We start from the raw sequence: 15039 nt of genomic DNA, 5'->3' as shown, positions 1-15039 counted from the left end.
TGCGTTCCGCGCACGCGTTCAGCGTTCGTGCGCAGCGCGATCCGCGGCTGCGTCCGGCGGCAGCGTCTGCCGGATGCGCGTGACCGTTCGCGTGCTGACGAGGCCGAGCATCGCACTGACCTCGGCATGCGTGTGGCCCGCGAGCAACTGCCGGCGCGCATACGTGTTGCGCAGCACGCGCGGGCTCATGTCCGCCGCGTGGAAGCCGATCGCGGTGAGCGCTTCGCGCACCACGAGCAGCAGGAACATGTCGTTCATCGCGCCACCGCCGCGCGGTGCGGGGAACAGCAGCGCCGGTGCCGGCGTATCCGTCGAATACGCGTGCCACGCGGCGAGCGGCGCCAGCGCGAATTCGGCCAGTTCGACCCGGCGCGCCGGCCGCGCACGATCGCGCGGCACGGACAACGCCGGTGGCTGCGCATCGAGATCGGGCGCGGCGCGGGGCATCGCACGAATCTCGGCCGAGGTGATGCCGCTGGCAAGCAGCAGCGCGACGATCGCGCGATTCCGGCAGTCGGTGGGCGAGTCGTCCGGCCGAGGCTGGACGCGGCGCTGCAGCGCCGCGTCGGCGTCGGGCGGCAGGTAGCACGGCTCCGGCTCGCCGGCCGGCCAGGCGAGATCGCGCGTCGTCCGTCCTGCCGGGTGGATCGTCCGCACACCGGTGTCGACCAGATGCCGCCCCAGCCGGTCGATCAGCTTCGCATAGCGCACGCGCGTCGACGTGCCGGGTACGCAGGTACGGTCGAGTTCCGCCAGGAACGCCGCGACGTGGTCGGGGCCGAACGTGACCAGCGACACGCGCTGTGCGATCAGATGGCGCAGGAACCGCTCGAACATCGCGACGTGCTGCACGACCGAACGCGGCGCGAACGGCCGGCGGCCGGCGCCCGTCGCGGCGGTTTCCTGCCATGCGCGAAACGCGCCGACGGGGTCGTGAATCCAGCGATTCGTGTCCATCCACGATTTATAGCCGGACGCGGTGACGCCGGCAATCGTCCCGATGTCCATCCGTTCGGCGCGACACGCGTCTCGTCGATTCCGTCGGTGTTCATCGTCAGGTAGACAAGCACGAGCGGCAGCGTGATGAAGAAGCGGAACGCGTCCGGTACGCCGTTCCATTGCCTCGACATCCCCATCCCGAACCACTCGCCGCCGACCGACATGAACGCAACCTGTCACGTGAGGAGGCCGAGCGTCAGGCCGGCGATCGCGTGTGCCTTGGCCGTGCGGAACGCCGCTTCGCCGGCGCGGCGCGCGCAGCAACCGGACCGCGCCGATCCGGCACGGCAAGGCCGTCGCCGTTTCCATCGCGATGATGATGCCGATATACCCGAAGCCGGCGCGGCGCCGAGGAGACGCGCGTGCCGGAGCCAGGAGAGAGCGGCGCTTGCCGGTCGAACGGAGGAAGTCGTCAAGCGGAGCGCAGCGTGCGCCGCGCTGCCCGTTATCGCCGTTACGCTTCGCGCGAAGGTGCCGGTGGCACGCTTGCCTGCGTCTGTCCGCTCAACCGCGCGAGCGCGGCGAATGCCAGTTGCGTTGCGATGGCCGCGAGCGTGCCGGCCGCCATGCCGTTGCCGAGCACGATCTGGACGGGTGCGCCGAATTGACGATACAGGTTCGGCACCAGGATCGGCGTGAGACCGACCACCAGCGCGGCCGCGAGCGTGTACTGGTTGGCGCGCGCGTGCAGGTCGACGCTGGCGAGCAGCCGGATGCCCATCACGCCGATCATCGCGAACACGACCAGCGCGGTGCCGCCGACGACGGCGGCCGGAATCGCATACGCGAGCCGCGCGAGCGGGGCGAACAGCGCAATGACGATCAGGATTGCGCCGGCGGCGGCCGTCACGTAGCGCGAGCGCACGCCGGTCGTCTGTACGACGCCGATGTTCTCGGCACTGGTCACGATCAGCGGCGTGCCGAACAGGGCGCCGGCCAGCGACGCCAGTGCATCGCCGCGTATCGTCTTCGGCACGTCGCGCGTCATCGAGACCGCCTTGCCGCACGTCTCGCCGACGGCAACGGTCTGCGCGGTGGCCTCGGCCATCGAGATCGCGGTGAAGATCAGCAGCGGCAGCGCGGCCAGCACGTCGAAGCGCGGCATCCCGAACGGCAGCCACACCGGATGCGTGAACCACGGGCCGTGCCATACGCCGGCGAGCGCCGGCATCGCGTCGAGCGCCCAGCCGAGCGTCGCGCCGGCCATCAACCCGATCAGTACCGCGAGGCGCCCGAGCGTGCCGCGAAACGCACCGGCGGCGACGACGGTGGCGACGATCGTCGCAAGCGCGAGACCGAGCGCGCGCGGTTGCGCGAAGTCGGCCGAGCCGGGCTGGCCGACGACGATCGCCGCGTAGATCCGGATCAGGTTGATCGACACGAGCAACAGCATCGCGCCGACGACGACGCGTGGAAAGAGCCGCAGGCAGCGCGTGAACACGGGCAGCAGCACCCAGTAGAACGCGCTGGCGAGCAGCGCCGCGCCAGCGGCGGTCGGCAGGCCCGACTGCGCGGCGATGCCCGCGAACAGCATCGTCGGTGCGCCGCCGGGCACCATCACGAACGGCATGCGTGCGCCGATCGGGCCGGCGCCGAGCGATTGCACCAGCGTGCCGACGCCGCACGCGAAGAACGTCGCGCCGATCAGCTGGACCGTCAGGTCGGCCGGCAGCGCCAGGACTTTCGCGATGAGGAAGACGGCCGTGATCGGCGACGCGGCCATCGACAGCACGTGCTGCAGCCCGAACAGCGCGAGCTGCCACGCGGGCAACCGTGCATCGACGGGCGGTGAGATCGGATCGTGCGACACGGCAGGCCCCTCGGAAGCGAACGGCGACGATGGCAGGAATGCAACGGCGAACGACGCGTCAGGTCCGCAGCCAGGGCAGTTGCGCAGCGCTGTAGCGGAACGTCTGGAACACGCTGTTCAGCTGGCCGGGGCCGGTCTTGCGCGCGGCCTCGTCCGGGTATTCGGCGAACCACGGGATCACGTATTCCCACACGACTTCGCCGGCCGGCGTCACTTCGAACAGCCGGCCCGTCGACGATTCGGTGATGTGCGTGTTGCCGTTCGGCAAGCGCTGCGCGTTGCCCATGAACGGCGTGTAGAACAGGTTCACGACGTCGTCCGCGTACGACCAGACGACGCGTTGCGTCGCGGGATCGATCTCGACGACGCGCGAGAACACGACGTGCGCGCCGTGGCGGAAATTGCCGTTGTCGAACGCGAGGATGTTGCCGTTCGCGAGCGGCACGGGCGCATGCTGGTGCGACACGACGTCCGGCCCGACGTGCAGGTCGACGCGACCGGTTGCGCGGTTTACGCCGATGATCCCCGACGTCGTGCGCAGGCTCATCAGCACGCGCCCGTTCGTGTCGACCGCGAGACCGTTGACGAGCGGCCAGTGATAGCGGCCGAACCCGGCCGCGATCGGAAAATCCTCGGGTCGCAGGTGCTTGCGCGCGTGCCATTCCCACACGATCTGTCCGGCCCGGTTCACTTCGCGGATCACGTCCGCGTACATCACGTCGTCGTCGCCGTGCGGCGTACCGCCCGGCACGCGCCGCGCGAACGCGGCGTCGACCGGTTCGCACGCGGCGTAGAGCAGGTTGCCGTTCGGCAGCCACTGCGCATCGTGGTGATGCGCGGGATCCTCGTAGCGCCACACCGTTTCGCCTTGCGGCGTGACCTCGTAGAAGTCGCCGCCATGCCACATCGACCACGGCGCGTAGCGGGATTCGGATTGCGGGTGATTGCCGTTGTAGCCGAGGTTGCCGTTCGCGAGGATGACCGCGTGACGGCCGGGGCGCACGGGCATTTTCCACTGATGGGCGACCTCGCCGTCGATGCCGACGAGATAGACGTTGCCGTCCGCCGTTTGCGGCGCGATGAGCGTGTAGCCGCCCGCGGACAGGGCGGGATCGTGGGCGATGAGGCCGACGCCGCGGCGGCGCTGGGTAATCTGGTCGACGGTCGTCACTGCGGTCTCCATTCGAATCGAACACGGGAATGCAGCGCAATCTAGACGATCCGGAGAGTCAGTGAAACTGGATTATTCTTGACGGTATGTTCGGAAAAATCTAACGGTTCATTCATGCGTTCGATATCGCAGACATTCCGCTGTTTCGACGAGGTCGCCCGGCGCGGCTCGATTCGCAAGGCAGCCGACGCGCTGCACCTGACCGCCGCGGCCGTGCACCAGCAGATCCGCAATCTCGAGGAGCAGGTCGGCGTGCCGCTGTTCGACCGGCTGCCGCGCGGCATGCAGCTGACGCTCGCCGGCGAGATCGTGATCGCCGCCGTACGGCGCGGCCAGCGCGACTTCGACAACGCGCTGACGCAGGTCGAGGATTTGCGCGCACTGCGGCGCGGGCACGTGAACCTGGCCGTGCCCGCATCGACGGCCGAGAAGCTCGTGCCCGACGCGATCCTGGCCGCGATGCAGCGCTATCCCGGCGTCACGTACAGCGTGCGCTCGGGAAACGGCGAGAGCATCGTGCGCTGGGTCGAGACGGGCGAGGCCGACATCGGCTATGCGCTGCGCCGGCGCACGGCGGCGAGCGTCGTCGAGGTGCGCGCGTTCGCGCAGCCGCTGGGTGTCGTCACGGCACCTGGCCATCCGCTGGCGTTGTCCGGCGGCAAGGTGCGGATGCGCGACTGCTTCGCCCATCCGCTGCTCCTGATGACACCCGACACGGAGCTGCGCGCGATGTTCGACCAGATCGATGCGCGACAGCCGCGCAACGCGCGGCCGCTGGTCGAGACGGGTTCGGTGTCGATGGTGCGGCGACTCGCGGCCGAAGGGGCCGGCATCGGCTTCCTGATCGCGGAGAACGTCGCGGACGACGTCGCCGCCGGCCGGCTCGCGTGGACGCCGCTCGCCGATGCGGGCGCGCGTTCGTTCAGCTGCATCTACCAGCGCGCGGACATGAGCGCGACTGTCGCGATGACGATGTTTCTCGAGTTTTTCTCGGAAGCGATCGAAGCGATGGAGCACGGTTTCGCGCGTGATGGCCGCGTGGCCGGCAAGCGTCGCCGGACGGCAACGTAACGAAGCCGCGTCGCGACGCAGTGCAGCAAATGGCCGGCAAACCGGTTCGGTGGCGTTGTACGTGCAACGATAGGCCGCATTGCGTCATTTCCTTGTTGCGGAAAGAAAATTGTTCATGGGACTATCGAATGCGTTGCCCGCGCACCGAGGGGGTCGCAGGCAGCGTGATGCCCATCGCAACGCTCTAAAAGAACATCGACGAACAATGAACAGAACAGCGATTTTTCCGTATGCCTCTGTATTGCTCGCGGCCGCGCTGCTGACCGCATGCGGCGGCGATGTCGAGAACGACGCGGGTCACGCGACGACACCTTCAGCCGACACCAGCTGCCTCGCGGTCGACAACAGCGGTGCGACGGTCGTGGTCGGGTCGAACCAGCCGGGCGATCCGTCGCTGCCGGAAGCGTCGTCGGGTTATCGCACCGGGATGAAACCGGTCTACGCGAAGACCTACCTCGTGGCCACGTCGAACGCGTACGCGAGCGCGGCCGGCTGCGCGGTGCTGAAGAAGGGCGGCACGGCCGCCGATGCGGCGGTCGCCGTGCAGGCCGTGCTCGGCCTGACGGTGCCCGAGGCGACGGGCCTTGGATCGGGCGGCGTGCTGCTCTACTACGATGCCCGCGGCAAGACGCTGCAGGCCTACGACGGCCGCGAAACCGCGCCAGCGGGCGCGACGGAAAACTACCTGCGTTACGTCGACGACGCGACCGACCATTCCGCGCCGCAGCCGAACGCGCGCGCGAGCGGCCGCTCGATCGGCACGATCGGCGTGCCGCGGCTCATCGAGGCGCTGCAACAGGATCACGGCCGCCTGCCGTGGCAGAACCTGTTCGGCGATGCGATCACGCTCGCGACCAACGGCTTTCCGATCGGCGGCCGGCTCGCCGACGCGATCGCGGCGAACGCCACGAACCTGAAGCGCGATCCCGAGGCCGCCGCGTACTTCCTGAACGCCGACGGTTCGCCGAAGACGCTCGGCACGGTCCTGAAGAACCCCGCGTACGCGCGCACGCTGGCGCTGATGGCGCAGTCGGGTGCGAATGCGCTGTACACCGGGCAGATCGCACAGGACATCGTCGCGAAGATCGCGGTGACGAAGGGTGCGGACGGCTCGACGCTCACGCCGGGCAAGACGACCGTCGCGGATCTGGCCGCCTATCAGGCGAAGCGTCGCGTACCGGTGTGCACGACCTATCGCAGCTACTGGGTGTGCGGGATGCCGCCGCCGTCGTCGGGCGGCATCGCGGTCGCGTCGGCGCTCGGCATTCTCGAGAACTTCGACCTGAAGTCGCTGAAGCCGACCGCGATCGATCTCGAAGGCGGCAAGCCGACCGTCGCGGGCGTGCATCTCGTCACCGAGGCCGAGCGGCTCGCGTATGCCGACCGCGACAAGTACGTGGCCGATACGGATTTCGTGCCGCTGCCCGGCGGCACGTGGGACACGTTGCTGAACAAGCCGTATCTGAAGTCGCGCGCGGCGCTGATCGACACGACCAAGAGCATGGGGACCGCCCAGCCGGGCAATCTCGGTGCGGTGCCGCTCGGTGTCGACACGACGCTGATCGAGCACGGCACGAACCAGTTCACGATCGTCGACGGCGACGGCAACGTGCTGAGCGCGACGACGACGGTCGAGTCGAGCATGGGCTCGTTCCACATGACCAACGGCTTCCTGCTGAACAACCAGCTGACCGACTTCTCCGCGAACCCGGTCGACACGTCCGGCAATCCGGTGGCCAACCGGCTGCAGCCGGGCAAGCGGCCGCGCAGCTCGATGGCGCCGACGATCGTGTTCGGGCAGGCCGCCGACGGCTCGCGCGGCGATTTCGTGATGGCGACCGGTTCGCCGGGCGGCGGCACGATTCCGCAATACGTGGTCAAGACGCTCGTCGGCGCGCTCGACTGGGGGCTCGACGCGCAGCAGTCCGCGGGGCTCGTCGATTTCGGCGCGAGCAACAGCCCGACGACCACGATCGGCGGCGAGCATCCGAACGTCAACACGGCGAACAACGGTGCGAACGATCCGCTGATCACGGGGTTGCTCGCGCTCGGGCACAAGGTGTCGACGTCGGCGCAGGCGAGCGGCGTCAATACGGTGATGCGCGTGACGGTCGGCCAGTCGCCGGCGTTGCAGGGCGGTACCGATCCGCGTCGCGAAGGCGTCGTGCTCGGCGATACGTTCCGGCCGTAACTGGGTGAGTGCGTACGGCCCCGGTCCGCCGACGGGCGGTCGGGGCCGTTTTTCATGGCGAGGCCGCATGGACGGCCGGGCAATGCACATCGTTCGGAATGCTGATGAAATAGGCTGGCCGCTTCACCAGCCGGGTGGGCCGATGCGTGGCGATCGGGCGAATCACCCAGGCGGAGCGCCGCTCACGTTCGCCGACGAATAGGGTGTCCATCCCGCTGCGAGCCCTCGATTGTCAAACAGTGTGAGTCAATCGTCAGCATTTGCAACCGAAGTAACAGTCCCCGCAATTCAATCGTTTTGCACGCCGGCGCCGCTACATTAGCCCCACCTGCCGCACTTCGCGGTGAGGCATGCGACAAGCCGCACGAAGGCGGCCCGCAGCAACAACGTCTTTGGGGAGAATGACCATGAACAAGATTCGTACGATCCTGCTGGGTGCCGCTCTGACGGCGATGGCGACGTCGGCTGCATTTGCACAGACGGCCCAAACCGGCGCACAGGGTTCTGCTGGCGTCGGCGCACAGGTCCAGACGCCGCTGCTCGGCGGCGGCGTGGGCGTGCAGGCCGGCGCCGGCGCGAATGCGGCGGGCTCGGGTTCGGGCGCAGGCAACGTGGTTGGCGGCGCGCTGAACGGCGTCGGCAAGACGGTCGGCGGCGTCGGCTCGGCAGCCGGCAATGCGGTCGGCGGCGCGACGCAGGCGGTCGGTTCCGCAGCCGGTACGGCGAAGGATGCGGCGGCATCGGCCGTCCACTCGACGAAGTCGCACGTGAAGCACGTCGCCGGTTCGGTGAAGAGCCATGCGCAAGGCGCGATGTCGACGGCAGGCGACGTCGCGGGTGGCGCGAAGGCGAAGGCCGGCGAGGCGCTCGAAGGCACGGCTAACGCAGTGCAAGGCGGCGCATCGGTCGGCGTGAAGGGTTCGGCGTCGGCGCAAGGCGGCGCGCTGTAAGCAGCACGCGTTCCGTCAAGGCCCGGCCCGCTTCGATGCGGGCCGGGCTTTTTTTATTGGCGCGCGCGGCCCCTGCCCATTGCCGGCCCGCCATGCTTAAATAGCGAGGCTCCCGGTCGCTGGGCCGCCGCGACGGCGATGCCGGTCGACCAGGGCAAGCATGTCCGATCGACATCGTGACGACAGACGACACCAAAGCGCCGCGTCGGCCAGCCCGGCGCGGTCCGATAACATTCCGAGGCATCACGTCATGACCATCCTGTTCCGTCTTCTCGCGCTTGCCTGCGCGCTCTGGCTGGCCGCCTGCGCGGCGCCGCCCCCGCCGTCCGCCAGCGCCGCCGCGTCCCCCGCCGCACCGGACGCCGGCGAACGCCGCGGGCTCGGCACCGCGTGGGGCGAGTCGGTGCGATCCGAAACCCGCCAGGTCGAATTCGAACGCGCGGATCCGGCCAAGCCGACGGATCTCGCGTCGGTCTACTACAACGATGCGCTGCCCGGCCATCCGCCGGCCTCGCAGGTTCGCCGGCTGCCGACCCGCGTCGCGCTCGCCAATGGCGACATCGCGCTGTCGTTCATCGACGAAAAGGGCGCGCCGCTGCGGCTCGCGCGCAACAACGGCCGCTGGCACATGGCGGGCGTCGAGGGTTCGCGCTACATCATCGTGCTGCGCAACCAGGGGCGCCGCACGTTCGAAGTCGTGTCGACGGTCGACGGCCTCGACGTGCTGTCGGGCCGGCCGGGCAGCTATACGAACGGCGGCTACGTGCTGTATCCGGGCCGCACGCTGACGATCGAGGGTTTTCGCAAGAGCCGCGACGAAGTCGCCGCGTTCCGCTTTGCCGCCGTGCCCGACAGCTACGTCGCGAACTCGAAGTACGGCGATGCCGCGAACGTCGGCGTGATCGGCGTTGCGCTGTTCGCGCAGAAAGACGACGACGAGGAAGCGCTGCGCCGCAACGCGAATCCGTTCCCCGGCAACGACAACCGCTATGCGCCGCCGCCCGTTCCGCGCGGCGAGTAACGGCATGTAGTCGGGCGCCCGCATGCGTCGCGACGCACGCGGGGCGATCCAGCGCGTTTTCCCGCTGCCCGTTCAACGCCGTTGCCGTTTCGTATCTCCCGAAACACGATCCAAGGCGCAATCGCCCCTATCGGACGATTGCGCGGCCATCGTTTCGTGAGCGGGCCGTTCTGCGGCGGCGCGGTTTCGCCGTCGCTCGCTCGTGCTGCGGCACAATGTCGGTTCGCACCGGTATCGCGTGCTTCCCGGCCATCCGGACCGACGGATAACGTCTTGTCGTTACCCGCTTTCAGGTACCATCCCGACCCGCTTGCAACGGGCCGCATGATCCGGTCCGGCACGCGCCTTACGTCACGCGGCAGGCCCGGCGGCTGGCGGGACGACGATTGACGGCACGGGCCCGTGCGAGCGGCGTCGCCCTTCGCCATGAAACAGAGGAACCTTCGTGAAGTTCATCCACGCGGCAGACATTCACCTTGACAGCCCGTTGCACGGCCTGAGCGCGTACCCCGACGCGCCGGCCGCGCAGTTGCGCAACGCGTCGCGCGAGGCGCTGCGGCAACTCGTGGATCGTGCGATCGAAGAGGACGTCGCGTTCCTCGTGATCGCGGGCGACCTGTACGACGGCGACTGGAAGGATCACAACACGGGCATCTTCTTCGGCCAGCAGATGGGGCGCCTGCGCAAGGCCGGCATCCGCGCGTTCGTGCTCGGCGGCAACCACGATGCCGAAAGCGAGATGACGAAGAAGCTGACGCTGCCCGACAACGTCACCGTGTTCGGCCACCGCAAGCCGGAAACCGTCAAGCTGCCCGAATTCGACGTCGCGCTGCACGGGCAGAGCTTCAAGGACAAGGCCGTCGTCGACAATCTCGCGCTCGGCTATCCGGATCCGGTACCCGGCTACTACAACATCGGCGTGTTGCACACGGCGCTGGAAGGGTATGCCGCGCACGCGAACTACGCGCCGTGCACGCTGGCCGAACTGCACGCGAAGGGCTACGACTACTGGGCGCTCGGCCACGTGCACGAGTTCCAGCAATGGACGGGGCCGTCCACCGTCGTGTTTCCCGGCAACCTCCAGGGGCGCCACATCCGCGAGACGGGCCGGCGCGGCGCGGTGCTCGTGACGGTTGAGCAAGGCCGCACGCAGGTCGAGCGCCTGTATCTGGACGTGCTGCGCTGGGAAGCCGTGTCGGTCGACGCGTCCGATTGCCTGTCGGTCGCCGATTTGTCGAGAAAGATCGGCCAGTCGCTGGAGGCGCTGCTGACCGTCGACGGCCACGTGCCGCGCGCGGTGCGCGTGACGGTCACGGGGCGCACGCCCGCGCACGGCCTCTTTTTCGGCCGCGCGCCGCAGTTGCGCGCGGAGGTGCTCAACCAGATCGGCGTCATCGGCAACGAGCGGCTGTGGCTCGAGAAGGTCCGGCTCGCGACGTCCGCCGCCGATCACCAGCCTGGCGAAAGCGAGCAGCTCGAAGCGCTGGAGGATCTGAAGCAGATCCTCGCCGATGCCGCGCACGATCCGGATTTCCTCGCGCTGCTCGAACGCGACCTGAAGCCGTTCGTCGGCAAGGTACGCAGCGACGTGAAGGAGGAGGTGCCGTTGCTGACGATGGCGCGCGCCGGTGAACTGACGGCGCTGGTCGAGCAGGTCGGGCCCGCGTTGCTCGCGCGGCTGGCGAGGGGGGAGTAAGCGATGCGCATCAGCCAGCTCGATCTGATCAAGTACGGCAAGTTCACCGACGAGACGCTGCGGTTCCCGCCGGCCCGCGAGGATTTTCACGTGATCGTCGGGCCGAACGAGGCCGGCAAGTCGACGATCCGCACGGCCGTATCCGAGCTGCTGTTCGGGATGAAGCTGCAGACGCCGCTCGATTTCCTGCACAGCACGCCCGAGCTGCGGATCGGCGGCGTGCTGGAGAGCGGTACGAGCGAACTCGTGTTCCACCGTGCGCGCGGGCGCAGTTCGCTGCGCACGCCCGGCGACGACAAGCTGCCCGACGACTATCTGGCGGCGATCCTCGACGGCGCGACGCGTGAGTTCTTCGAGCAGATGTTCGGGCTCGATCACGGACGGCTGGTCGATGGAGGCCGGAGCATTCTCGATGCTTCCGACAAGCTCGGCCAGGTGTTGTTCGAATCGGCTGCCGGTGTCGGCAGTCTCGGGCCGGTGCGCGAGGAGCTCGACGCGCGCGCGCTCGAGCTGTGGGCGCCGCGCCGGAGCGGCAGCGCGTTTGCGTTGGCCGAGACGTCGTTCAACGAAGCCGTGACCGAACTGAAGACGGTCCAGGTCCGCACGCGCGACTGGGTCGATCGCAAGGACGCGCGCGAAGCGGTCGAGCAGCAGATCGAGCAGGCGCGCGCGGAACAGCGCCGGCTCGAAACGCTGCGCTCGAAGCTTGAACGCGTCCGTCGGCTTGCGCCATACCTGAAGGAGCTGACGGTCAAGGATGCGGCGCTGGCCGAACTGGGTGCGGTCGTCGAGTTGCCGCCGACTGCGTATGCCGATCTGCTGAAGGCGCAGGGCGATCTCGCGGCCGAGCAGAAGGTGCTCGAAGAACGTCGCGCCGACCTGCTCGCGAAACGGCAGGCGCGCGAGGCGATCGATGCGGACGCCGACACGCTGGCGCTCGAAGCCGATATCGAAGCGCTCGATCGGTTGCGCGGCACGTGCATGAATCACGCGCAGGATTTGCTGTTGCTCGGCGCGGATGTCGAGCGGCATGTGTCCGCCGCGTGCGCGGCGGCGGCCCAGCTCGACTGGCCGACGAACGAAGCGTCGCTGCGTGCGTCGCTGCCGACGGCGCTGTCGCTGAAGACGGTGACGAACCTGCTGCGAGAGCACGGCGCGCTGCACCAGGCGCTCGCCGGCGCGCGCGAGTCGCTCGACGAACGCACGCGCGAGCTTGCGCAGGTGCGGGAACAACAGGCGCGACTGTCGACCGTCGACGTGCCGGAGGCGCTGCGCGCGGCGCTGGCCGACGCGCAAGCCTTTCGCAACAGCGGTCAGCGCGAGCAGGCGCTGGCGCACGAGATCGCGGCCGCCGAACGCACGCTGTCGGGTGCGCTCGATGCGCTTGGCCGGTGGCGCATGCCGGTCGACACGCTGCGCGCGCTCGACGTGCCGTCGGCGGCGCGGCTCGGCGCGCTGCTGAAGGAAGACGGCGAGTACGCGAGCGCGGCCGCCGCGGCACGTGATGCGCGGGACAGCGCGCTTGAGGAGCTCGAGCGGCTCGAACTGCAGGAGAAGCATTTCGCGGAGAACCACAAGGTCGTCACGACCGCCGACGTGCTGGCGGCGCGCGCGCGGCGCGATGGTGTGTGGGGCGACATCCGCAATGGCACGGTCGATCTCGCCGCGGGCGCACCGGCGGTCGACGGCGCGATTCGCCTCGCCGACGAACTCGTCGATGCACAGCTCGGCGCGACGCAGGCCGCGGCGACGTTGCAATCGCTGCGTCAGCAGGTCGAGTCCGCGCGTGCGGGCGCGGCACGCAGGCAGGCCGCGCTGGACGAACGCGAGCGCGAGCTGGCCGCGCATCGCGACGCGTGGGCCGCACTCGCGGCGAGAGCCGCGGTGCCCGGCATGTCGCTGGCGGCGATGGGCGACTGGCTCGCGAAGCGCGAAACGGTGTTCGCCGCGCAGGCGGATCTCGACCGCCAGCGCCGCGAATTCGACGCGCTGCGTGCGGCCCGGGACGGTGCGGAAGCCGCGCTGCGCGCGGCGTTGCGCACGGTATCGCGAGGTGGCGAGCCGGACGGCCTGGCGGCGCTCGTCGCGATTGCCGAGGCCTTCGTACAGTCGGCCGAGAAAGCGATCGCGCAGCAGGATAGCCTGGAAGACCGTGCGCGGGAAGCCGAACGCGGATGCGCGACCGCGCAATCGCGGGCCGGCCACGCGCAAACGGCTTACGACGCGTGGCAAGCGCAGTGGCGCGACGCGCTGGCCGACGCGAAACTGTCCGCGAGCGCGACGACGCTGGCCGCGGCGGAAGGGGCGCTTACGCTCGCGAATACGGTGACGGCCGAACTGGCCGATGCCGACGCGCCGCGCAACCGGATCGCCGCGATCCGCGCGGAGCTGGCCGCGCTCGAGGCCGGCGCGCGGCGGCTTGCGGAAGCGCTCGCGCCGGAATGGCTGGCGAGCGGCGACTGGCCGGACGTGGCGCGCCGGCTGACGATGCGCCTCGCGGCCGCCCGGGAAATCGCGCGTGCGATCGACCGTGCCGACGAAGCCGTGCGGCACGCCGACGGCAAGGTCGCGGACGCGGCCGCCGCGGTGGCCGGTGCGGATGCACGAATCCAGCCGTTGCTTCAACTGGCCGGCGTCGCGTCGATCGACGCGGCGCTGCCGCTGGCCGAGCGCTCGGATCGTCAGCGTCAGCTTCGGCAGGCGGTCGAGGCCGCGCACGAGGCATTGGTGCGCGATGGCGACGGTCTTTCCCGGTCCGCCGTCGAAGCCGAGGTCGCGGAGCAGGACATCGCCGACGTACCGGCGCATCTCGAAGCGGTGAAGCAGTCGCTCGGCGATGTCGGCAAGCGGCTGAACGAGCTGTCGCAGCAGCAGGTCGTGGCCGACCAGGCGTTCGGCGCGATCGACGGCCAGGCGAATGCGGCCGTCGCCGAGTCGAAACGGCAGGAAGCGCTGGCGGCGATGGGCGATGCGGCCGAACAGTATCTGGAGGCGGCCACCGCGAGCCGCTTGCTGAAGTGGGCGACGGATCGTTATCGCGACCAGAAGCAGGGGCCGATGCTCAGGCGCGCGGGCGAGATCTTCGCGGGGCTCACGCTCGGTGAATTCGCGAAGCTGACCGTCGACACCGAACGGACGCCGCCTGCGCTGTATGCGCGGCGTACGAAGGGCGCGTCGGTCGAGGTCGCCGGGCTGAGCGAAGGCACGCGCGACCAGTTGTTCCTCGCGCTGCGGATTGCGGCGCTGGAGCTGCAGCTCGGCAGCCGCATCGCGCTGCCGTTCGTCGCCGACGATCTGTTCATCAATTTCGACGATGCGCGCGCGAAGGCCGGACTCGATGCGCTGCGCGATCTGTCGACGCGAACCCAGGTGCTGTTCCTGACGCACCACGACCACTTGTTGCCGCTCGTGCGGGACGTCTTCGGCGCGCGGGTCAATGTGGTCGAGTTGCAGCGCGCGCCGGCCGGCGCGTGATGCGCGGGCGTGCCGCGATGCCGGTACACGGGAAGGGGCATCGCGTGCAGGTAGTATGAGCGGTTCCGAAACGCACGGGACCGGGACAACCGGTCGCGGGTCTGGCCACACGAGGGGAAAATATGAAAAAGCTGGTAGCCGCCATCGCGTTCGCGGCGGACAAGCATCGCAATCAGCGTCGCAAGGACGAAGAGGCGTCACCGTACATCAATCATCCGATCGCACTTGCCGACGTGCTGGCCAACGAAGCCGGTATCGAGGACGAGCGCGTGATCGTCGCGGCCGTGCTGCACGACACGGTCGAGGACACGGAGACGACCGAGCAGGAACTGCTGCGGCTGTTCGGCAAGGACGTGGCGGACATCGTGATGGAGGTCACCGACGACAAGTCGTTGCCGAAGGAGGAGCGCAAGCGCCTGCAGATCGAGCACGCGTCGACCATCAGCCGGCGAGCGAAGCTCGTGAAGCTCGCCGACAAGATCTGCAACCTGCGCGACATCGCGCGGCATCCGCCCGCGGACTGGCCGCTCGAGCGCAAGCAGGCGTATTTCGACTGGGCGAAGTCGGTCGTCGACCCGATGCGCGGCGTGCATCCCGGTCTCGAGGCGATCTTCGACACCGCGTACGGCGCGCGGCCGGCGGACTGAAGTTCCGGC

Annotated in this window: 11 protein-coding genes and 1 pseudogene; 7 read left to right on the top strand and 5 right to left on the bottom strand. The window is 69.2% G+C overall.

Going from position 1 to position 15039, the window contains the following annotated elements; all coding sequences use genetic code 11:
- Positions 1-18: 18 nt before the first annotated feature.
- The 4 genes and pseudogenes from WJ12_RS18830 to WJ12_RS18820 all read right to left on the bottom strand — a co-directional run bounded on the left by WJ12_RS18830 (position 19) and on the right by WJ12_RS18820 (position 3992).
- Entirely contained in the window at positions 19-957 is a 939-nt protein-coding gene (locus tag WJ12_RS18830) for a tyrosine-type recombinase/integrase (protein ID WP_069245805.1), read from the bottom strand.
- A gap of 59 nt (positions 958-1016) precedes the next feature.
- A pseudogene (locus tag WJ12_RS34980) lies at positions 1017-1332 on the bottom strand (DUF2165 family protein); the annotation flags it as partial.
- Positions 1333-1453: 121 nt separating this feature from the next.
- Complete coding sequence (locus tag WJ12_RS18825) at positions 1454-2809, bottom strand: uracil-xanthine permease family protein (protein ID WP_069245768.1); 1356 nt, start codon at positions 2807-2809, stop codon at positions 1454-1456.
- 58 nt (positions 2810-2867) lie between these two features.
- A complete protein-coding gene (locus WJ12_RS18820) occupies positions 2868-3992 on the bottom strand; it encodes an aryl-sulfate sulfotransferase (RefSeq protein ID WP_069245767.1) in 1125 nt (374 codons plus the stop codon).
- Positions 3993-4094: 102 nt separating this feature from the next.
- Between WJ12_RS18820 and WJ12_RS18815 the strand changes: the two genes are divergently transcribed.
- Complete coding sequence (locus tag WJ12_RS18815) at positions 4095-5051, top strand: LysR family transcriptional regulator (protein WP_059557380.1); 957 nt, start codon at positions 4095-4097, stop codon at positions 5049-5051.
- A 205-nt stretch (positions 5052-5256) separates the two neighbouring features.
- Positions 5257-7242, top strand: a complete 1986-nt coding sequence (locus WJ12_RS18810; protein WP_059557382.1) for a gamma-glutamyltransferase family protein — start codon at positions 5257-5259, stop codon at positions 7240-7242.
- A gap of 52 nt (positions 7243-7294) precedes the next feature.
- Here WJ12_RS18810 and WJ12_RS35975 read toward each other — a convergent pair whose 3' ends face one another.
- Positions 7295-7453, bottom strand: a complete 159-nt coding sequence (locus WJ12_RS35975) for a hypothetical protein (RefSeq protein WP_156444763.1) — start codon at positions 7451-7453, stop codon at positions 7295-7297.
- Between the two features lie 196 nt (positions 7454-7649).
- On the opposite strand from WJ12_RS35975, the gene WJ12_RS18805 reads away from it, so the two are divergent.
- The 5 genes from WJ12_RS18805 to WJ12_RS18785 all read left to right on the top strand — a co-directional run bounded on the left by WJ12_RS18805 (position 7650) and on the right by WJ12_RS18785 (position 15030).
- Complete coding sequence (locus WJ12_RS18805) at positions 7650-8192, top strand: hypothetical protein (RefSeq protein WP_034191119.1); 543 nt, start codon at positions 7650-7652, stop codon at positions 8190-8192.
- 250 nt (positions 8193-8442) lie between these two features.
- Positions 8443-9213, top strand: coding sequence for a hypothetical protein (locus tag WJ12_RS18800; protein WP_059557384.1), 771 nt, complete (start codon positions 8443-8445; stop codon positions 9211-9213).
- A 445-nt stretch (positions 9214-9658) separates the two neighbouring features.
- Positions 9659-10909, top strand: a complete 1251-nt coding sequence (locus WJ12_RS18795) for a metallophosphoesterase family protein (protein WP_059557386.1) — start codon at positions 9659-9661, stop codon at positions 10907-10909.
- Between the two features lie 3 nt (positions 10910-10912).
- Entirely contained in the window at positions 10913-14383 is a 3471-nt protein-coding gene (locus WJ12_RS18790) for an ATP-binding protein (RefSeq protein ID WP_059557388.1), read from the top strand.
- Positions 14384-14505: 122 nt separating this feature from the next.
- Positions 14506-15030 carry an HD domain-containing protein gene (locus WJ12_RS18785; RefSeq protein ID WP_034191123.1) on the top strand — a complete coding sequence of 175 codons (525 nt, stop codon included), beginning with the start codon at positions 14506-14508 and terminating at the stop codon, positions 15028-15030.
- The last annotated feature ends 9 nt before the right edge of the window (positions 15031-15039 follow it).

This window comes from Burkholderia seminalis (genome assembly GCF_001718535.1).
GTDB lineage: Bacteria > Pseudomonadota > Gammaproteobacteria > Burkholderiales > Burkholderiaceae > Burkholderia > Burkholderia seminalis.
Note: the sequence above shows the minus strand (reverse complement) of the source record. Positions and strands in the feature narration are given on the sequence as shown.